Annotated in this window: 19 protein-coding genes; 4 read left to right on the top strand and 15 right to left on the bottom strand. The window is 28.7% G+C overall.

Annotated features, from left to right (window positions below):
- The 10 genes from pglE to ACOTVC_RS02870 are packed head-to-tail and all read right to left on the bottom strand — an operon-like array spanning position 1 to position 11,275.
- Entirely contained in the window at positions 1-1,161 is a 1,161-nt protein-coding gene (gene pglE / locus ACOTVC_RS02915) for a UDP-N-acetylbacillosamine transaminase (protein ID WP_214116224.1), read from the bottom strand.
- On the bottom strand, positions 1,158-1,754 hold the full coding sequence (pglD, locus tag ACOTVC_RS02910) for a UDP-N-acetylbacillosamine N-acetyltransferase (protein ID WP_214116225.1): 597 nt from the start codon (positions 1,752-1,754) through the stop codon (positions 1,158-1,160). The genes pglE and pglD overlap by 4 nt, the downstream gene beginning before the upstream one ends.
- Positions 1,741-2,343, bottom strand: coding sequence for an undecaprenyl phosphate N,N'-diacetylbacillosamine 1-phosphate transferase (pglC, locus tag ACOTVC_RS02905; RefSeq protein ID WP_039628855.1), 603 nt, complete (start codon positions 2,341-2,343; stop codon positions 1,741-1,743). Before pglC ends, pglD begins: the two co-directional genes overlap by 14 nt.
- Positions 2,336-3,463, bottom strand: coding sequence for a N,N'-diacetylbacillosaminyl-diphospho-undecaprenol alpha-1,3-N-acetylgalactosaminyltransferase (pglA, locus tag ACOTVC_RS02900; RefSeq protein ID WP_214116226.1), 1,128 nt, complete (start codon positions 3,461-3,463; stop codon positions 2,336-2,338). Before pglA ends, pglC begins: the two co-directional genes overlap by 8 nt.
- Positions 3,460-5,598 carry an STT3 domain-containing protein gene (locus tag ACOTVC_RS02895; protein ID WP_421627668.1) on the bottom strand — a complete coding sequence of 713 codons (2,139 nt, stop codon included), beginning with the start codon at positions 5,596-5,598 and terminating at the stop codon, positions 3,460-3,462. Before ACOTVC_RS02895 ends, pglA begins: the two co-directional genes overlap by 4 nt.
- 1 nt (position 5,599) lies before the next feature.
- A complete protein-coding gene (locus tag ACOTVC_RS02890) occupies positions 5,600-6,700 on the bottom strand; it encodes a glycosyltransferase (protein ID WP_214116228.1) in 1,101 nt (366 codons plus the stop codon).
- Between the two features lies 1 nt (position 6,701).
- Positions 6,702-7,766, bottom strand: coding sequence for a glycosyltransferase (locus ACOTVC_RS02885; protein WP_214116230.1), 1,065 nt, complete (start codon positions 7,764-7,766; stop codon positions 6,702-6,704).
- A complete protein-coding gene (locus ACOTVC_RS02880) occupies positions 7,763-9,457 on the bottom strand; it encodes an ABC transporter ATP-binding protein (RefSeq protein WP_214116232.1) in 1,695 nt (564 codons plus the stop codon). The genes ACOTVC_RS02885 and ACOTVC_RS02880 overlap by 4 nt, the downstream gene beginning before the upstream one ends.
- Positions 9,451-10,437: a UDP-glucose 4-epimerase GalE gene (gene galE / locus ACOTVC_RS02875; RefSeq protein WP_214116233.1), complete on the bottom strand. Its 987-nt coding sequence runs from the start codon at positions 10,435-10,437 to the stop codon at positions 9,451-9,453. Before galE ends, ACOTVC_RS02880 begins: the two co-directional genes overlap by 7 nt.
- 58 nt (positions 10,438-10,495) lie before the next feature.
- A complete protein-coding gene (locus tag ACOTVC_RS02870) occupies positions 10,496-11,275 on the bottom strand; it encodes a 3'-5' exonuclease (RefSeq protein WP_214116234.1) in 780 nt (259 codons plus the stop codon).
- 66 nt (positions 11,276-11,341) lie between these two features.
- Between ACOTVC_RS02870 and waaC the strand changes: the two genes are divergently transcribed.
- Genes waaC through ACOTVC_RS02850 form a run of 4 tightly spaced genes read left to right on the top strand, consistent with a single transcriptional unit; the run spans position 11,342 to position 15,838 of the window.
- Positions 11,342-12,361: a lipopolysaccharide heptosyltransferase I gene (gene waaC, locus ACOTVC_RS02865; RefSeq protein ID WP_214116235.1), complete on the top strand. Its 1,020-nt coding sequence runs from the start codon at positions 11,342-11,344 to the stop codon at positions 12,359-12,361.
- Positions 12,358-13,230: a lipid A biosynthesis lauroyl acyltransferase gene (locus ACOTVC_RS02860; RefSeq protein WP_214116236.1), complete on the top strand. Its 873-nt coding sequence runs from the start codon at positions 12,358-12,360 to the stop codon at positions 13,228-13,230. The genes waaC and ACOTVC_RS02860 overlap by 4 nt, the downstream gene beginning before the upstream one ends.
- An 8-nt stretch (positions 13,231-13,238) precedes the next feature.
- Entirely contained in the window at positions 13,239-14,786 is a 1,548-nt protein-coding gene (locus ACOTVC_RS02855; protein ID WP_214116237.1) for a glycosyltransferase family 2 protein, read from the top strand.
- A complete protein-coding gene (locus ACOTVC_RS02850) occupies positions 14,783-15,838 on the top strand; it encodes a glycosyltransferase family 4 protein (RefSeq protein ID WP_421627666.1) in 1,056 nt (351 codons plus the stop codon). The genes ACOTVC_RS02855 and ACOTVC_RS02850 overlap by 4 nt, the downstream gene beginning before the upstream one ends.
- Here the strand turns inward: ACOTVC_RS02850 and ACOTVC_RS02845 are convergent.
- Genes ACOTVC_RS02845 through wecB form a run of 5 tightly spaced genes read right to left on the bottom strand, consistent with a single transcriptional unit; the run spans position 15,827 to position 21,365 of the window.
- Positions 15,827-17,032, bottom strand: coding sequence for a glycosyltransferase family 8 protein (locus ACOTVC_RS02845; protein ID WP_214116993.1), 1,206 nt, complete (start codon positions 17,030-17,032; stop codon positions 15,827-15,829). The two genes, ACOTVC_RS02850 and ACOTVC_RS02845, sit on opposite strands and share 12 nt — an antisense overlap.
- Positions 17,032-18,117, bottom strand: coding sequence for a DegT/DnrJ/EryC1/StrS family aminotransferase (locus ACOTVC_RS02840; protein ID WP_421627664.1), 1,086 nt, complete (start codon positions 18,115-18,117; stop codon positions 17,032-17,034). The genes ACOTVC_RS02845 and ACOTVC_RS02840 overlap by 1 nt, the downstream gene beginning before the upstream one ends.
- Complete coding sequence (locus ACOTVC_RS02835) at positions 18,110-19,309, bottom strand: hypothetical protein (RefSeq protein WP_421627662.1); 1,200 nt, start codon at positions 19,307-19,309, stop codon at positions 18,110-18,112. The genes ACOTVC_RS02840 and ACOTVC_RS02835 overlap by 8 nt, the downstream gene beginning before the upstream one ends.
- Positions 19,306-20,250: a glycosyltransferase family 2 protein gene (locus ACOTVC_RS02830; RefSeq protein ID WP_421627660.1), complete on the bottom strand. Its 945-nt coding sequence runs from the start codon at positions 20,248-20,250 to the stop codon at positions 19,306-19,308. The genes ACOTVC_RS02835 and ACOTVC_RS02830 overlap by 4 nt, the downstream gene beginning before the upstream one ends.
- A complete protein-coding gene (wecB, locus tag ACOTVC_RS02825) occupies positions 20,247-21,365 on the bottom strand; it encodes a non-hydrolyzing UDP-N-acetylglucosamine 2-epimerase (RefSeq protein ID WP_214116997.1) in 1,119 nt (372 codons plus the stop codon). The genes ACOTVC_RS02830 and wecB overlap by 4 nt, the downstream gene beginning before the upstream one ends.
- Positions 21,366-21,368: the final 3 nt, after the last annotated feature.

The following is a 21,368-nucleotide window of genomic DNA, read 5'->3' as shown; positions in this document are numbered from 1 at the left end:
TTAGTCCTTTAAGGTGTTTAAGATTAAAGTAGAAACTTCCTCTACATCAGCTTTACTCATAGTAGTTGCGCTTGGAAGACAAATTCCATTGCTAAAGAAAAACTCACTATTGCCATTTAAGTAAGCATCACAACCTTTGTAAAGTTCTTGTAAATGCATTGGCTTCCAAAGCGGACGACTTTCGATTTTATTATCTTTTAAAACTTGTATGATTTTTAAAATTTTATCTTGAATTTGAACATTTTTATTTTCACATATACAATGTTTTTCATAGGTATTAAGTTTATTTAAATCAAAATCAAGTAAAGCAGTACTTAGCCAGCGATTTGACTTGGCATTTTCAAGTTCATCTAAAAAAGTAAAGGTGCCACTTAAAAATTCTTTATACCAGCTATAAATTTCACGCTTTTTATTCACTCTTTCTTCTAAAACTTCCATTTGAGCAGTGCCGATTGCGCCTAAGATATTGCTCATTCTATAATTATAACCATATTCTTTATGCTCATAATGAAGGCAATTTTCTCTAGCTTGAGTGCTATAAAATCTTGCTTTTTCAAGATTAGCATGATTTTCACTTACAAGCATACCACCACCACCTGTTGTGATGATTTTATTACCATTAAAAGAATATATTCCAAAATCTCCAAAAGTACCTAAAGCTTTATTTTTGTAAAAACTTCCCAAAGCTTCAGCAGCATCTTCGATTAAAAAAATCTCATTTTCTTTACAAATTTGGATAATCTCATCCATTTTAGAAGCATTACCATAAAGGTGTGTTAAAATGAGAGCTTTTGGCTTTTTAGGACTTTCTTTGATAGCTTTTTTTAATAAATTGACATCTAAATTATAAGTTTCATCACAATCAATAAACACAGGCGTAGCATTCATGTAAGAAATAGGCGCTACTGAAGCAATAAAAGTAAAACTTGAAGCTAAAACTACATCGCCTTCTTTGATACCCAAAACTCTTAAAGCTAAATGAATAGCTGCAGTAGCTGCATTTAGAGCAAGTGCGTTAGAACTTTTTGTATAATCTTTAATACTTTGTTCTAAGGCATTAACAAACTCACCCAAAGGTGCTATATAATTACTTTCAAAAGCTTTATGTATATATTCTAATTCTTTTCCACTCATATGTGGTGCTGATAGAAAAAATCTCATTTTACCTCCTTTATTTTCTTAGCAGGAACTCCAGCATAAATACCTTTAGAAGTTAAGTTTTTAACCACAACTGCTCCCGCACCTAAAGTTATATCATCATTTAAACTCATACAGGGAATAACGCTTGAATTAACTCCCAAAAAACAACGCTTTCCTATTTTTACATTTCCTGTTAGTTTAACTCCAACGCTAATATGGCTAAACTCATCTACAAAACACTCATGCTCAATCACACAAGCAGTATTTAAAATCACACCTTTTGCAATGCTAGTTTTAGCATTAACTACGACATTTGGCATGATTAAAATACCCTCATCGTCTAAAAAAGCACTTGAGCTAATAATAGCACTTTTGTGTATCAAATTTACTAATCTAAATCCATCTTCTTTTGCTTTTTTGAAAAGTTTTTCTCTAATAGAGTTTGCACCAATAGCAATAAACATATCGTGTTTTTCTAAGTTGGAGTGATATTTTAAGCCTTTATTATCATCCAAAAAGATAATTTTTTCATATCCTAAATTTCTAGCTACATCAGCACAGACTAAACCATGCCCACTAGAGCCATATATATAAATACTTTTAGTTGTGTCCATTGAATTTATCCGTTGTAGCTACTCCTTCTTTATTAACCCCACTTCTTTTTAAAACTTTAACAATGGTCATAAAAAAGATTTTAAGATCAAATAAAAAAGAGCAATTTTGCACATATTCTACATCATATTTAAATTTTTGCTCCCAAGAAATAGCATTGCGTCCATTGATTTGTGCCCAACCTGTAATGCCTGGTCTTACATCGTGGCGTTTTTTTTGTTCTTGATTGTATAAGGGTAAGTATTCTACAAGTAAAGGTCTTGGTCCTATGAAGCTCATATCGCCTTTTAATACATTAAAAAGCTGTGGTAATTCATCTAAACTCAAGCTTCTAACTAGCTTACCAAAAGGCTTTAGGCGTAATTCATCAGGAAGTAATTCTCCATTTTCATCGGTTTCATCACTCATAGTTTTAAATTTATAAATATAAAAAATTTTTTCATTTAATCCTGGTCTTGCTTGTTTAAAAAGCACGCTTCCTTGAACAATTTTTAAAACAATACCTATAAGCACTATAAAGGGTGAAAAAACAATCAGCAAAATCAAAGCCAAAAAAAAGTCAAAAACACGCTTTAAACCATTTTTATACATTTGTAAAACCCCTATAAAAGTCAAGATATTTCAAAGCTATGATATTTTCATCATAATTTTGTGCTCTAAGAAAAGCATTTTGCGCTAAAGTATTTTTTAGTTTTTCATCTTCTAATAAAACTGCGATTTTTTCAGCTAAATCTTTACTATCTTTGCATTTACAAATTAAACCATCTATGGCATTATCCACTGCTTCAATGCAACCTTCAGCATCACTTACCACACATGCTGTTTTACAAGCTTGTGCTTCTAAAACCGTTCTTGGATAGCCTTCTTTATAACTTGGTAAAACAAAAATATCGCATAAATTTAATAAATGTGCAATATCACTTCTTGCACCAAGATAAAAAACATCACTTGAGTTTAAAAATTCTAATGGTGCGCAAGATTTATTATCATCCCTTCCACCTACCAAAACAAAATTTGCCTTATCTTTTAAAATTTGACTTGCCTCATAAAATTCTTTAATACCTTTATGCCAAAGCGCTCTTGAGATCATTAAAACGATAGGTTTATTGGGCATATTATGCTCTTTTAAAAAAGCTTGTTTTTCTTCTGTGCTAATTTTTAAAGGTAAAAATTGTTTTAAATTTAGCCCTACGGATTTGATGATTTTGATTTTTTCTTCTTTTAAGCCTAAATTTTTCATAAATAAAGCATTGCTTTCATTGACAAAAATAAAACCATTAGCAAGTTTAAAAGAAATTTTATAAAGTAAATTAATGCTCATTCTTACTAATTTGCTTTTAAAATCATCATCTATATAAAAACTTCCTAAGCCCTCAACCAAACCAAAAGTATATTTAATGCCCGCCATTTTAGCTGCTATGATACCTGTTGTATTGCTTTTGTGAGCACTTGTTTGTAAAAGATCTAAATTTAAACTTTTGAGTGTATTTTTTAAACTAAGTAGATTTTTAAAAACAATCAAAGGATTAACGCTTGATCTGGCTAAATCATAAAAGCAAACCTTATAGCCTAGTTCTTGTAATTTAATAGCAAAATCATCTTTTGGAGTGATGATTATAACTTCATGATTGTTTTTTTCTAAAGCCCTAATGAGTGCAAGACGAAAATAATACACACTCATTGCGCTATGGGTTAAAATTCCTATTTTCATCTTTTTAGCCTATAAATTTTTGCTCTTGCATCATTAGTGACTTGCTCAAATAAATCTTGATCATATTGATTCAATAAAAACATTTGTATATAAGCACTATTATAAAGACTTTCATCTAAAATCACAAAGCTTTTGTATTCTCTTAAAAAGAGTAAATAAATTTGAGCTTTTGAATCAATTTCATTGTAATAAAATTTGCCATTAGTGATGGATTCTATATCCACAAAAGCTTTTAAAGGTATGCTTGCACCTTCTACTTTTAAAGCCCTAAAATCATTAATAATTTCTACTCCATTATCAAGCATAACAGAACCTGTAGTTTTATCTTGAGCTATGGCATTAGCTTGAGAGAAAAATAAACTTTTTTCTTGCTCTCCATTGTCAGGATTTGTATTTGCAAATTGTGCCACCACAGGCATGATACGCAACATTCTATAAGGCATATAAATATATACATCTCTAGTTTTATTGGTATCAAATTTAAAATTTTTATCATTTAAACTTTCTAAAAAATCTTTAGCACTTGTTTGGTTATAATCTTTAACCATAGCTTTTAAAACATCAGGATAGTTTTCTTTGAAAGATTTTTCAGTGTATTCTACGCTAAGTCTTGCCATATTGGCCGCTGGAATTTGTTCTTTACTTAAGACAAAAGATGAGAAAAAATTATCTTTTCCTAGGTGTTTCCCACCATCGATTAGGGTTTTTACATCGCTATAATAGCGTATTGGGTAACCATAATCCCACCAAGCAGCAACATAATCTTCTCTTTGAGCTTTATTTTTTAAATCATTTAAAATGCTAGCTTCATAAGAAGTAAAAACAGTAGAGGATTTATAATAATAAATATGCATCAAAGCAGGACTTATACTAAAAAATGCAATGAGCATGAGTAGGATATTTTTATTTCTTAGGCTAAGTTTGATTTGTTTTTTTTCTAAAAAATTAAAAAATACATATAAAAAATACCCAAAACCCAAAGCCATCACAGGAACTGCATAAATGGTAAATCTAAGTCCAGCTCTTAAAGCCATAAAACCTAGTGCAAGCATAGGTAGAGCCAAAAGCATACTTTTGTGATCTTTGCAAAGTAAGATAAAACCTATAAAAGAAAGGATAAATACTAAAACACTAGAGCTAATTCTTTGCATAAATACTTCAGGATCGATAGTATTTACTTCCATAATAGTTTCATTAACATTAAAATACATAAAGGCAGCATCTTTTAAATTTTGCACATCAGAAGCTTTAAAAACATAAAATTTAAGTTGATATAAAACAGGATCTAAACCACCACTTAAATGTAATATCAAAATGCTAATAAAAATCAAAGCCCAAATCATATAAAAATTAATTTTTTCTTCTTTAAAAGCAAAAATAGCAAATAATAATACAATCAAAGCAAGCTTATATTGCCATGCTAGCATACTTAAAGCTATGATCATCAAAGCAATAGCTAGATAAAAAATCTTTTCTTTTCTATGAAATATTAAAGTATAAAATCCAAAAAGTCCTATCATGGCAAAATTTAAAGAATAGCTTGATGGATACCACCATAAATAAATCATAATAAAAACCGGACTCAAAAGTAGGGTAAAAATGTCTTTATTAATGGTTAAGCGTATAAAGGTAAGCAAAATAAGCATTGGTAAAACTAATACTAGCATATCTGTATCATAATACCCACTCATAGTGCGGTTATAATAACTATTTGCAATGCTTCCAAGCAAGGCTGCTATAAAGCCATAGGTAGTGAGTTTATACTCTCTTGCGATTAATATAATAGGCACAACAATCAAAGAAGCAAAAAAAGTACTCATATATAAAATAATACTTTCAAAGCTAAAAGGTAAAATACTATAAAGCCAGTAAGTCAAAGTAGAAAGTGAGCTTCCAAAATAAGATAAGTCATTAGGTTGATGAAAACCTGCTATCATATCTCTTGCACCTTCTGCAAAAGCATAGCCATCATTAGTAGTAATCATAAGTTGATCATTAAAGAAAAACTCATAAAACTCACTTGCCCAAGCTACCCAGTATAATCTACACAAAACACTAAAAGCAAAGGCTATAAGGATTAAAATACAGGTATATTTTATAGAATTATTATCAGTGAAATTTTGTTGTAGTTTCATTTTATGCCTTGTTAAAAAATTCAAATAATTGCTTTGCTATGCTAATTTTATCAAATTCTTTTGCACGTAAAAAAGCCTTTTGTCTATATGAGGCTTTTAATGCTTCATCATTGCACATTTTTTCTAAGCCTTCTTGCATGGCTTTTTCATCATCTACTTTTACTAAAAGTCCAAACTCATCATCTAAAAATAGCTCCCTTGCGCCGCTTTTATGATCAGTGCAAAGCACGGCAGTATTGCAAGCTAGGCATTCGATTAAAACATTAGAAAAACCTTCAAAACTTGAAGCAAAAGCAAAAAAATCACATTTGCTCATGTATTTATAAGGATTTTTATCAAAACCTAGTAAAAAGACTTTGTCTTTTAAATTTAAAGTTTCTATTAAAACTAAAAGCTCATCTTTTAAAATACCCTCGCCTAAAATGACTAATTTTAAATCAGTTTTAACTTTTGTATAAGCTCTTATAAGCATAGCATGATTTTTACCATGATCAAGTCTGCCAACGCTTAGTATAAAAGGATCTTTAAAGTTTATTTCTTCTTTAGATTTTTCTATAATGCTTTCTAAATCTATAGCATTGTATAAAATATCGCATTTTTTAGCTTCTATGTTGAAATTTTGTATTAAATCTTCTTTATTTCCTATAGAATTTGCTAAGATTAAATCTGCGTTATTGTAAAGTTTTTTAATAAGAAATTTATTGATAAAAGAATTTAGATTATTATGCTTGTAAATCACACTTGGAGTAGTGCATTCATTGATAATAAGGGTTGATTTAAGCCCTAGAGATTTTGCCATTAATGCAATATAATTAGGTCTATTTAATAATACAAATTGCAAATTGATTTTTAAATCTTCACAAAGCTTTTTGTATTTCATAGCTAGCAAGGGTAGTTTTAAAAATTTAGCTAAATTGTTTTCGCTTGGATTTGATTTTTCAAGGTAGTGGATATTAACCTCAGGAATATCATAGGATATTTTATCATTCATTAAAATCAAATGTACTTCATATTTTAAATTTAACACAGGCAATAGCGTAGATACAACCCTTTCAGCGCCACCACTCCCTAAAGAATAAATAAAAATTGCTAGTTTTTTCATGTTAAACCCTTACTTCTTTGATCAAATCAAGCCATTTTTGTGCTACATTGGCCACTTCATAATCTTTACATCGCTGCTGTGCATTAAGCGCTAGAGTTTTTCTTAAATTTTCATCCTGCATTAAAAGCGTGAGTTTTTCGCTTAAAGCTTTTTCATCATCTAAATCTACTAAAAATCCATCTTTTCCATCATCAATTAAATCTTTATGACCGCTTGTGTATTTAGTGCTAATGCGCGCTACTTGATAATATAAACTTTCAAGCAAAACCGTTGGCAAGCCTTCTATGAAAGAGCAAAGGCAGATTATTTTTGCTTTTTTATAAAGTTCTTGCATATTTTCAACTTTACCTAAAAAATTAATCTTGATATTTAAATTCTTAGCTTCTTGTTCTAAATCTTGTCTTAATTCTCCATCGCCTGCTATGAAAAAGTTGTATTGATTTTGTAAATTTGTATCTAGTCTTGCTATGGCTTTTAAAAACATAGAAGCATTTTTATTATGATCAAGTCTACCTACGAAAATGACATTATTTTCTTTTTCTAAATTTTCTTTAATAGAGCTAAAATGACAAGGATTTGGCATATTGATAACTTTTTTAACAAAATTTTCATAGTAATTTTTATCATCATTGCTTAGCACGGTTAGAGCATTTGCATGAGGAAAACTTATACGGCGTAAAAACTTCCAAATTTTAGATTTTAAATAAGTATAAGAGCTATGCTCACTAATGATTAAAGGTATGTTTGAGCCTTTATTTGCCCAAATACAAGCGATATTGGTAGTATCTAAAAATGAGATAAAAACATCACTTTTATGCTCTTTAAGTGCTTGTTTTAATGCTTTGAATTTTTTAATGCGTGAAGCTATTTTATTATAAAGAGTGGTAAAGTCAAACTGCTCTAGAGTAAAAAGTTTGATTTTTGGATCAAGCTTGTAAAAAGAGTCTTCTTTGTGAAATTTAATAATATTTATTTCATGATTTTTGCAAAGTTCATTAGCTAAAGTGACTAATACTCTTTCAGCACCACCTGAATTTAAAGTAGCTATGATGAAAGTGATTTTCATATTTGTTCCTTTAAATACCCATGTTTTACTTCAAATACTCTATCACAACCTTGTATAGTTGAGAGCCTATGGGCTATGATGATGAGGGTTTTATCTTTTGAAATTTTATAGATTTCTTCCATGATTTTTGCTTCACTTTCTTGATCAAGAGCACTAGTTGCTTCATCTAAAACTAAAATTTCAGGTTGTTGATAAAGCGCTCTTGCTATGGCTATTCTTTGTTTTTGACCTCCACTTAAAAACGAACCTGAATCACCTACCTTAGTATGCACTCCATCTTCAAGTGAATTTACAAAGCTTTCAAGATTAGCCTGCTTGATTACCTTATGTAAAAGTGTTTCATCTACTTCTTCTCCAAAGCTAATATTTTTAGCAATAGAATCATTAAAAAGATAAATTTGTTGAGGTATGTAGCCAATTTTACTTCTAAAACTTTTTATATTGCTTTCATCAAGTTTAATTTCATCTACAAATATAGCTCCATCGCTTGGTTTTAAAAGCCCTATGATAAGATCGACTAAAGTGCTTTTGCCACTTCCGCTTTTACCTATAAAAGCGATTTTTTCATTTTTCTTAAGCTCAAAATTTAAATTTTTAAATAAATTTTTCTTACCCTTATAGGCAAAGAAAATATTTTTCAAAACGATTTTTTCTTTAAATTCAATACTTTCATCACCTAGTTTTTCTTCTTTTTCATTGAGCATATTATAAATAATATCTAAAGAGTTTTTATAATATGTGATTTCATTATAACTTGTGATGATACGATTAGCACTTGGCATAAGTCTATAAAGAGCTACCACAAAAATGGTAATAGTTGCTAAGATAGATGAAATATCACTTTCATATCTTAAAACTAAATACACCACGATAAAACAAAGCATACAAAAACCTATACCTTCAAGGTAAATTCTAGGAATGCTTGACATGCTTTCATTGCTAATATTTGCTTTGGCAAAAAGCCCACTTTGAAGTTCATAAAGCTTTTGTGTGCTTTGTTCTTTAGTTTTGAGTTTGATGATTTTAAGATTGTTTAAATTTGCATTTAAAATTTCAAAATAATTTTTCATCGCCTCTTCTCTAGCTATGGAAGCTTTTTTTACCAAGGGTGAGAGAATTTTGATTAAAATAAAAGCATTTAAAAGTAAAAAAGCACTTAAAGCTAGGGTGATTTTATAGTTGATAATTAGCAATAAAGTATAAAGCAAAAACACCACAAAGCTTTCACTTAGCATAAGTAAAAATGCACTAATTAAAGTGCTTAAATAAAATACTTCTTGAGTGATGGTTTTTAAAAGTTCTGATTGATTTTTATTAGTAAAATTTTCATATTCAAGATGTAAGTATTTATCAAAAATACGACAAGCAAGGCTGTGATAGCGCCCTTTAGAAAAACGCGCAAGCAAATGAAAATAAAAGGCGTTTAAAAAAGCTCTAAAAATATAAAAGGCGATTAATATACAGCCAAAATAAGCAATAATCTTATAACTTGGTAAATTTAAATACTCATATATAGGTTGAAAATAGGAGCTTTTTTCTAAAAGCTCAAAATTACTCGCTACCGATACAAAAGGCATGATTAAAGAAATAGCAAAGCTTTCTATAAATCCTATGAAAATAGAAAAAATTAGCAAAGCAAATAAAAATTTCTTATCATGAACATTGAGTATGAAAAAAAGTTTTTTTAACACTGTTTTTCCCACTCATAAGCGCTTTTGCAGATTAATTCTAAATCATCATATTTTGGTTTCCAATTAGTTAGAGTTTTGATTTTATCAGCATTTGAAATAAGCACAGAAGGATCCCCAGCTCTCTTTGGTGCAAGTTCTACTGTGAAATCCACCCCGCTTACTTTTTTCATAGTTTCAATAACTTCTTTTACGCTAAAGCCATGTCCATAGCCTACATTGAAAATATTACTTTCATTGTTTTCTAGGTATTCTAAAGCAGCTAAATGTGCACTTGAAATATCATCAACATGGATAAAATCTCTAATGCAAGTGCCATCTTTAGTATTGTAATCATCGCCAAAAATATAAAGCTTTTTTCTTTTTCCTGTGGCTACTTCAGCAGCAACCTTGATAAGCAAAGTAGCTTTTGGATAGCGTTGACCTATAGGATAACTCATGCAAGCACCTGCTACATTGAAGTATCTTAAAACGCAGTATTTAAATTCAGGATTTGCCATATTAGCATCTTGTAGGACTTTCTCACTCATAAGCTTGCTTTGTCCATAAGGATTAATCGGTGCTAATGGACTTTGCTCATCTACAATAGGAGTTTGTGGCTCTCCATAAGTTGCTGCGGTTGAAGAAAAAATGAATTTTTTCACACCTGTTTCTAAACAAGTTTGGATTAGATTACTTGTATTTGCGGTATTGTTCATATAGTATTTTAAAGGATTTTCCATACTTTCAGGAACTTCAATGCTAGCTGCAAAATGCACAATCGCATCAAATTTTTCTTCTTTGAAAAGTTTTTTAATCCCAGCATAATCGCTTAAATCTTGCTCAAAAAACTTAAAAGGTCTGATTTTAGAAAGTTCATCTAAGCTTTTTTTACTGCCTTTTGAAAGATTATCTAATACACAAATTTCATGATTTGTTTCTAAAAATTGTTTTAAAGTATGAGAGCCTATGTATCCTGCGCCACCGGTGATTAAAATTTTCATTTTTATCCTTTTTGTGATATTTAATAATAGTTATTTTAATATACTTTTCTTAATTAATTTAAAACTTGCTCTTTTCTTTTTCTATGGCCTCTAAAAATGGCTTTTGATAGCTTTTACCGCTATGTTTTTGCAAAAGTTCTTCTTTGAAATTTTCTAAAATATTAAGATAATCTTCTTGGGTTAAATTAGCTTTGATGAGTTCGTATTTTAAAAATAGCATATAGGTGTTTAACACATCACTCTCGCAATACTCGTGAATTTTTTCTAATTTGTTTTGATAAAAAAGTTCTAATACTTCATTTCCATGTACATCATATTTTCCAGGAAGTCCTGCCATAGCACAAAGTGTGTCAAGTCTTAAGCCTTTTTGGCCAAAACTTCCTAAAGATTCTAATAAATCACAATGTTTATTTTCTACAAATTTACTTTTATAGTTATTCCATTTATCGCTTGCGTCTAAATAAGCACTTGCGTTGATATTGTATTTTAATGCTCTTATAACAAGCAAAGGCATATCGTAGATTTTGCCATTAAAACTTACAAGGCGGGGTTGGTGTTTGTCTATGAAGTTAAAAAACTCTTCTAGCATTTGTTTTTCGTTGTCACCTTTGATTTTATTGACTTTGATGAAATTTCCAAATTTATCTGCAATTACTGCACAAATGCTTACAACTTTATGAAAAGGCAGGGGTAAAAACTCGCTTCCGCTTTCTTCTTTTTGTCTTTCTAAAGCTTGCTTGCTAATGCTTAAATCATCGCCATTAAAATCATAAAGATGTTTTATCAATTCTACATCAGGAATGCTCTCACAATCAAAAACGCAAATATATTCTTGCATGATAAACCTTTTTTTAAAAAAATCTTTGTTAAAATCATAACAGAAAATTTAAAAATAAAGTAGCATATGAAAATAGGTTTGGTTAAGTTATCCGCACTTGGAGATATCATCCATGCGGTAATTGTTTTGCAATTTATTAAAAAGCATTATCCTAAGGCGAGTATTGATTGGTTTGTAGATGCGAGATTTGCAGGATTATTGCAAGATCATCCAATGATCAATGAAGTATATGCCCTGCCTTTAAAAGATAGAAAATTCAAAGAAGTTTTTGCTATGCTTTTTGAAGCAAGACAAAACAAATATGATGTTGTGATTGACTTGCAAGGTTTGATTAAATCTGCTTTGGTAAGTAAATTTTTATGTGCTAATACTTTTGGTTTTGATCAAGAAAGTATCAAAGAGAGCTTTGCGAGCAATTTTTATACGCATAAATTTGCGTGTAATTATGAAGAAAATATTATTGTACGTAATCTTTCTTTAGTAGCTTATGTGTTAAATGAGCATTTTGATCATAGCGACATAGAGTTAAAACAAAGTTGTTTTAGCGTAGATGATGAGTTAAAAGAAAGCTTAGAACAAAGACTTTCTTTAAGTGAAAGTGCGCCAAATATACTCATACATGTAGGCTCATCTATGCCTAATAAAATTTACCCAAAAGAGCGTTTGATACTACTTTGTAGAATGCTTTTGGAGTATTTTACTAGTGCAAAAATCATGCTTGGTTGGGGCAATGTTAATGAGTTTAATTTTGCTAAAGATATAGTTTTAAATTTAAAACATTTAAAAATAGAACTTGCGCCAAAATTAAGCTTAAGTGAGCTTTGTGCTTTAACTAAAGCAAGTGATTTGATTATCGGAAATGATAGTGGGCCTACTCATTTAGCCTTTGCACTAAACAAGCCTTCTATAACGATTTTTGGTGCTACTCCTAGTCAAAGAAATACTTATGAAACAAATATCAACAAAACAATCAATGCAGGTAAAAAAATACTGCATTCAAAACATATAGATAAGAGTGATTTTTGCATACAAAATATCGATGAAAAAGATATTTTTAAACTTGCTTGTGAGCTTTTAGAAAAATGATAAATTATGTATATCTAAGCCTTTTTTACATGTTAAAAGTTCTTGTGAAGATTTTACCTTCAAAACTTTTAAGTTCTTTTGCAAATTTGGTTGCTTTAATCACTTATAGGCTTAATCACAAACACCGCAAAATCATTGACACAAACTTAAAAATTTGCTTTCCTGAAAAAGATCAAAAATGGCGTAATGAAACTAGTCTTAATATCTATAAAAATTTTGCTAAATTTGGGATTGATTTTATCAAAAATCAAAATGCAAGCAAAGAAGAAATCATCAATAAAATTTGTTTTGATGATGAGGAGCAAATTTTAAATATAATGCAAAGTAAAAGACCCTTGATCGTAACTACGGCTCATTATGGTAACTGGGAGCTTTTGGCTTTATCTTTTGGAGCTAAATTTCAAGGAATCTCCATAGTTGGAAGAGCGCTTGATAGTGTGATAATGGATAAAATTTTAAGTAAAAATCGCACGCAGTTTAACATAGAGCTTATAGAAAAAAAGGGTGGACTTAAAAAAATGCTAAAAGCCTTAAAAGAAGGCAGATCGCTTGGAATTTTAACCGATCAAGATGCAGTGGATAGTGAAAGTATAAAAATACAGTATTTTAATCAAGAAGTAAATTTTATAGCAGGTGCAAGTGTGCTTGCAAAAAAAACAAATGCTATGATTTTACCTTGTTTTGTGTATCAAAAAGATGAGAAATTTTTTGTAAAAACTTTTAAGGCTTTAGACGCAAGCAAGGCAAGTATAGAAGAGCTTACTAAGTATCAAGCAAAGTGTTGTGAAGAGATGATTAAATTTAAACCTGATGAGTATTTTTTCTTTCATAAGAGATTTAAAAGATACAATCATGAGTTGTATTTATAGGATATAAAATGGATTTAAAGCAAATTAGTGTGATAATGATTGTTAAAAATGCTCAAAAAACCTTAAAGGCTTGCTTGGAATCTTTGCAAGAATTTGGCGAGATCGTTTTGATAGAAAATGATAGCAATGATGATACTTTGAAAATTGCTTATGAATTTAGTAAAAGTTATAAAAATATCAAGATTTATCAGCATAAATTTATAGGTTTTGGACCTTTGAAAAATTTAGCCATAAGTTATGCTAGTAATGATTGGATTTTTAATATTGACGCAGATGAACTTGCTAAGAAAGAATTTTTACAAGAGCTAAGGAAAATCGAGCCTAATAAAGAAGATATCATAGCTTTGCCAAGAGAAAATTTATACAATGGAGAGTGGATTAAAGCTTGTGGGTGGTGGCCTGATCATGTAATGCGAGTGTTTAATAAAACCCATACAAGTTTTAATGAAAATTTGGTGCATGAGAGTTTGATTTTACATGAAGATAGCAAAAAGATTAAGCTGCAAAATGGTTTGAGGCATTTTGCTTTTGAGGATATCGATAGTTTGTTAGATAAGCTTCAAAAATACTCTAAGCTTTGGGCTTTGCAAAATTTACATAAGGACAGTAGTGTTTGCAAGGCATTACTAAGAGGAATTTGGACTTTTTTTAGAAATTATATTTTAAAAAAGGGAATTTTTTATGGTTATAAAGGCTTTATCATAAGTACTTGCAATGGTCTTGGAGCTTTTTTTAAATATATGAAATTGTATGAACTTAAAAAGCAAAAGCCAAAAACTTGTGCTTTAATCATTACAACCTATAATCAAAAAGAAAGACTTGCTTTGGTGCTTGATAGTGTTAAAAACTTAGAGCCTTTACCAGATGAGGTTTTAATAGCTGATGATGGAAGCAGGGAAGATACAGCCAAGCTTATACAAGCTTATCAAAAGGATTTTCCTTGTAAGTTAGAGCATATTTGGCAAGAAGATGAGGGATTTCGTGCTGCGACAAGCCGCAATAAGGCAATTAATGCTTCTAATAGCGAATATATTATCTTAATTGATGGGGATATGATTTTAGAGAAAAACTTCATCGGTGATCATTTAAAATTTGCTAGTTTAAAGACTATTTTACAAGGCTCAAGAGCTATTTTAAATGAAAAAGAAAGCAAAGAACTTTTAAGCAAAAATGATTTTAGTTTGGCATTTAACAAAAAGGGTTTTAAAAATCAAAGAAATATTTTTTTAGCTAAATGTGTATATAAATTTTCAAAGTTAACTAAGAAATTTTTTAAAAAATCACAACTTGTTAAAGGTAGTAAAACTTGCAATATGAGTTTTTATAAAAGTGATTTTGAAGCCATTGAGGGATTTAATGAAAAATTTATAGGTTGGGGTAGGGAAGATAGTGAGTTTGTAGCTAGATTTTTATTTAATGACGGAGCATTTAAAAGACTTAAATTTAATGCCCTAGCTTATCATATTTACCATGAAGAAAATAGCAAAAATATGCTTGAAATCAATCACCAAATTTATCTTGAAACTATAAAAAATGAAAAAGTGACTTGGAAATGAAAATTTTATTACTTATTGGGGATATCACTATAGGAGGTGGTGCTGAAAGGGTTGTCGTAAATTTAGCAAATGCGCTTTTTGAGCTTGGGTATGATGTAAAAATTTTTAGTTTTTATAAACAAGGAGTTGATGTAGCTTATGAATTAAATGACAATATTAAAATAAATTACTTGCATAGTAAATCAAGAGCTGATGTAAAAAAAGAAAGATTATTTTATAAGTTATATTACAAGCATTATGAGTGTTTTTTACTAAAACAAAGATATAAAGATGTTGATGTGATGATTTTTAATAATTGCCCTCATTTTCCTTTCTTTAAAAATAAAAATACAAAATATATTAATTTTATTCATAATCATTTTAAAAAATATCGAGTTAAAAATAATTATTTTGATGCTTTAGTGGTGCTATCAGCTAAGCAAATTGATCAGTGGAGAAAATATCATAAAAATGTTTGGGTTATACCAAATTTTTTGCCTTATTTGTCTGATATAAATTCTACTTTAAGTCAAAAAAATATTTTAAGTATAGGTCGTATGACAGCAAATGATGAAAAAGGTTTTTTAAGACTTATTGAAATCTGGAAGTTTGTGCAAGAAGATATAAAATACAAAGAATGGACTTTAACTATAGTTGGAGAAGGTGAGTTTAAAAATACTATAGAAAATAAAATAAAAGAATATAAGCTTGAAAATTCAATCATATTAAAATCTTTTACAAAAGATATAGAAAAAGAATATTTACAATCTAGTATTTATATAATGTGTAGTTATTGGGAAGGTTTTGGTATGGTTTTAGTTGAGAGTGCAAATTATGCTATTCCAAGTATCGCCTTTAATGTTGATACAGGTCCTAGCGATATTATAGAAAATGGTAAAAGTGGATATTTAATCGAGGATGGTAATTTGCAAGAATTTGCAAATAAGCTTTGTTTGCTTATGGATGATGAGAATTTTAGAAAACAAATGGGACAAAGCGCAAAAGAAAATATTTCTCATAACTTCTCTAAAGAAAAAGTTATGCAAAAATGGCAAGAGTTATTAAACTCTTGATTTGTTTGCGTATTTTTTAAAATTTTTGAGCATTTTGATAGCTTTTAAAAAAACACTGAAGGTGTTTTTTTGGTTTTTTCTTGCATATAAAATATTTTCTCCAAGCATGCAACAAAGCCCAAAAATATCATCATTAATCTTTTGTGGTTCTTTTAAAAAATACTCATCTTTTTTAGTATTATGAATCAAAGATGATATTTTTATAAAATTAAAACTTTTTATAGCTTTTAAAAGCTCAAATCCCAAAGCACTATAAAGCAAATGATCTTTAATGTTTGCTTTTTGTTTGAGCAATTCTTCATTAAAAATAGGTGTTTTTTTTGCTATTTGCCACCAATAATCATTTATATTTTTACCTTGCAAATCTGTGTATGACTTTAAAAATTTCCAAGGTTTTTCTCCATAATGTAAAATTTTAGGCGTTTTTGCACTTTTGGTAAATTCATCTCTTGTGTAATTAAGTCTATTTGCCTGCTCATCTTTACATATAGCATAAAAAAGAGTAATGATATTGAAATTATATGAAAAATCAAGTTTTAGCTGATATTGTGGTTTTATGGTGGCATTAAGCAAATCTTGATCAGCAGCTTTTATGTAGTAGCATTTGCTAGCTAAATCCTCGCATTTTTGTTCTATATTGTGTTTTTTCCATTCTTTTAGATTGATAAGTAAAAAACCTGAGTTAAAATAATTTTCATCAAAATATAAAGTGTGTTTTTGGTTATTTTCTTTAAATTTTATTTTTGCACGTTTGGATCCAGGGTCGCCTACAACACCGGCTATTTTTCCTTCTAAGTTGATAGTAAAAATTTCTCTTATATCACATAAACATAGCATATCAGAATCTAAATATAAACAAGTGTTTATCTCATCCTCTAATATAGAATTTAATTTTAATCTATAATAAGGAAGTTTTGAGCTATGAGCAGCTCCACTGATAGGATAATGTTTAAAATCATCATCATCTTGAATGTGAATTTGTATTTTACATGGGAAAGTTAAATTAAGTTCTTGTTCTAATTTTTGAAGTTTATTTTTAGCATAATTACTAATATCATTACTTAAAATATGAAAATAATATATTTCATTTTCTTGATAAAATTTATTTTTATCTGTATTTTTAATAATACTTGTAATCAAAACAGCTGTATATTTGATATAGTTTTCATCTGCACTAAAAACAATGTGATACATCAAACACTCCAATTATTTATTACATCAACAATACATTTTACTTCTTCTTGTGTCATCACTGGTGAAATTGGCAGCGATAATACTTCATTATGGATTTGCTCAGTTATGGGCAATGAAAGGTTATTAAAATCTTTATAGCATTCTTGTTTATGCGGTGGTATAGGGTAATGGATGATTGTTTGTATATTATTTTCGTTGAGGTATTTTTGTAGTTTATCTCTAAATTTGGTTCTTATGACAAATAAATGCCATACATGATCGATGTCTATTTTAGGCAATATGATATTTTCATTTTTTATATTTTTCATGTAAAAATCGGCTATTTCTTTCCTTTTTTGATTGTCATCATCTAGGTGTTTTAATTTAATATCTAAAATTCCAGCTTGTAATTCATCAAGTCTTGAGTTTAAACCCGCATATAGGTTTTCATATTTTTTATGAGAACCATAGTTTGCTAAAGCTCGTATTTTACTAGCTAATAAATCATCATTTGTTGTAATGCAACCTGCATCACCCAAAGCACCTAAATTTTTTCCAGGGTAAAATGAAAATCCTGCTGCATCACCCAAACTACCAACTTTTTTTCCTTTAAAATTTGCCCCATGAGCTTGTGCGCAATCTTCTATGATTTTAAGATTGTATTTTTTTGCTAAAGCATATATTGGCTCCATATTACAAACTTGTCCATAAAGATGAACCACCATGATAGCTTTTGTTTTGTTTGTGATTTTTTCTTCGATTGATTTTGCATCTATATTATAAGTATTTATATCAGGCTCTATTAGAACCGGTTTGCAAAGATTATCAGTTATGGCTAATATAGAAGCAATGTAAGTATTTGCAGGAACTATGATTTCATCATCTTTGCTAAATTCATAAGCTTTGATGATAATTCTTAATGCATCAAGACCATTTGCAACACCTATACAATGTTTTACACCGCAATATTGTACAAAATTTGTTTCAAAATTTACACATTCTTTTCCTAGTATATACCAACCACTATTAATAACTTCATTTATTTTATCTTTTATTTTATCTTCAAATCTTGCGTTAATTTTGTGTAGATCTAAAAAATTAATCATAGAATATCAACCCCTTCTTTTTTAAAATTTTGTATATATAATAGTAAATTTTTAGACGAATTTTATTTTTGAAATTTAAATTTTTTAATATATATATTTTTCTTAATTTATATAATTTTAAATATGTATTATTTGAAAATGTTGTTCTATTAACACTTTGTAAAAATAGATTAATTTGTTTATCAAGGGTAAAATTTTCAAAATGTTCTCTTGCTTGTGTGCTGTGAAACTGTATATTTTCCATAAAATTATTTAATAGATTTTCAATAGTATTAGTATCGTTTGAATACCACTCTTTATTTATAGGTGCCAAACAATAATCTTTTAGGTTAAAACCCCAAACAAACTCATTGGAAAAAGTTTTGTTTGTAGTATAATAAGGTGCAATTGCAGGAATTCCTAATTTTTCAGCTTCTAATAATGATGTTCCATATGCAAAAACTAAGTCTATATGTTGTATCAAAAAAGAAGATAGTTGATTTGGTGCTATTGTTTTATGTTGAATTATATGAAAATTATTATATGTTTTTTTTAGCTTATGATTACATTCTCCATCGCCTATTATATGAAAATAAATTTCAGTATTTTTCAATGATATATTTTCTAAATTATATAAAATATTTATTAAAGAATATATTTTATCTCGGCTTAATCTTCCTATCCAGGCTAAGTTAATTGCATTTTGAAATAGTAGTTTTTTGCGAATTTTAAAACAGCAATTATTTAACATTACAGGTATTTTACTTTCGTATGTCATTTTTGTTTTAGAGAAATATTCAATAATTTGAGTAGTTTGTTTGTCTATATCTACTAAAGCTTTGTGTTTTATCATTTTTGTAATAACTTTTTTTGTGTATGCATTATTAAGCTTGTAGAATTGATTAATATGTTTTAACTCATCAATATGCAACACCCAGAATAAATAGTTAGTCTTATTTGTAATTATTTTAGGTATTTCAAAACATCTGGCCGGATGGGTAATAATTACTGAATCATCTGGTAAAGCAATGATGTCACTTGTTATAATGAAATTAACTTTTAAATTAAGCAAAGATAAGACAATATCATCTTTAAAACCTATATAGCCAACATTATAATTAAGAGAAGCTAGATAATTAGCTATTCTAGAGAATAATAATTCGGCACCACCAATAACATGACTTGGATAATAAAAGTAAATATTTTTATTCATATTTTATATTTTTTCCTAAATAAATAAAATTTTATTCTATATTTTAATCCAATATATTTTATTATTTCAGAATAAATTTCTTTTTTAGAATTTTTAAATCTATCCCTTAGAAAAACATAAATTTTTCTTTGCTCGACTTTATTGCTTTTTTTCCATATTATTTTAATTTGTTCTTTAATATTATTATTGTTTAGAATGATTAGTTGTATTTTTGATATAGTTGTTAAATTGATATGAGGGAATTTTTTTAAATATAGTGGTAAAAATTTTGTTATAAGATCATGGCTTTTATTTGCAATTTCTCCGTCTTTTGCTGTCATTGTTAGACTTTGAGGTTGAAATCTATATGTGTAAAGAGTTTCGTGTATGGCTCCAAAATCACCATATAAACCCATTCTTAGCCAATACTCATAATCTTCTACCTTAAATTCTTTTGGATTGTAATTACCAACTAATTTTGCTATATTTGACTTATATAAAAAACACGCACCTATACAATCATATTCAATTAGATCTCTTTTTTTATCACTTACTATAAAATGATTTTTTTTACCTTTTAATCCGATTATTTCAAAATCACAACAAACTAAAATTTTACTAATATTATATTCTAAATAATGAACCATTTTTTCTATAGCACTAAAATGAAAATAGTTATCATCTGAAGTCCAAGTGAAATATTTACCTTTTGCATTATTAAAACCTATATTCAAAGATTGCGGAAGTTTTTGATTTTTTTGGTTATTTATGATTTGTATTCTATGGTCCTTTTTTGCATACTCTTGTAAAATTTCTAAGGTATTATCCGTGGAACAATCATTTACTATAATAAATTCTAAATTTTTATAAGTTTGATTCAAGACGCTTTCTATTGACTGCGCAAGAAAACCACTAGAGGCACCATTAAATGTTGGCATTATAACACTTACTAGCTCATTCATTTAAAAAACCTTCTGATTATTTTTTCAATCTTTCTACTCGCTTTTCCATCGCCATATGGATTTTTTTTATTGATACGAGTTGCCTCTTTGTTTAGTATTAAAATTTTAGCAGCTTCATTATAAATTGTTTCGGAATTAGTACCCACTAATTTTGAAAATCCCGCTACAACACCCTCTTTGCGCTCTGTTTGTTCTCTTAAAATTAAAATGGGACATTTAAATGATGGACCTTCTTCTTGCAATCCACCGCTATCTGTTAATATTAATTTTGCACATTTTAATATATAAACCATATGAGGATAATTCAAAGATTCCACTAGTAAAATATTAGCATATTGTTGCAGTTCTTGATAAATGTAATTTTTAACATTGGGGTTAGGATGAACTGGAATGATAAATTTATGTGTTGTAAAATTTTGAGCTATTTTTTTAATAGCGCTTATAATATTAAATAATCTAGCGCCATGATTTTCTCTTCTATGTATAGTTATTAATACGATGTTTTCGCTGGTTAAATCGATATTCAGTTGCTTAAAAAAAATCTGAGAAGCTTCTGACGTATTTTTATCTAAAAGATATAGAGCATCTATTCCAGTGTTGCCACATACATATATATTATTTTTATTTATTTTTTCTGCCAAGAGAGCATTTGCTGCTTCTTGTGTAGGGGCAAAATGCAATAGTGCTATTTTGCTAACCATTGTTCTAATAGCTTCTTCAGGAAAAGGTTCTTGAGTATTATACGATCTCAAGCCTGCTTCTATATGAAAAACAGGAACTTTATTATAAAAACTACTTAAGGCTCCCGCAAAAACACTCATGGTATCGCCTTGTACTATTGTGGCATCAATTGTATTTTTTTGAAATATAACTTGTAATTTTTCTAAGATTTTTGCTTGCAAAAAACATAAATTTTGATTTTCAGTCATAATATCAAGTGATATGTCGGTTTGGATATTAAAAAAAGATAAAGCTTGATTTGACAATTCTTTTTGTTGTTCTGTATTGCAAACTAAAACATTGTAGCATTCAGACTTTTTTTTAAATTCCAATATTAAAGGAGCTAGCTTAATTGCTTCAGGACGAGTTCCTATTATAAATAAAATTGTTTTCATTAT

Origin of the sequence: Campylobacter sp. GB48 (assembly GCF_049221845.1) — a bacterium.
Taxonomy (GTDB): domain Bacteria; phylum Campylobacterota; class Campylobacteria; order Campylobacterales; family Campylobacteraceae; genus Campylobacter_D; species Campylobacter_D lari_C.
Note: the sequence above shows the minus strand (reverse complement) of the source record. Positions and strands in the feature narration are given on the sequence as shown.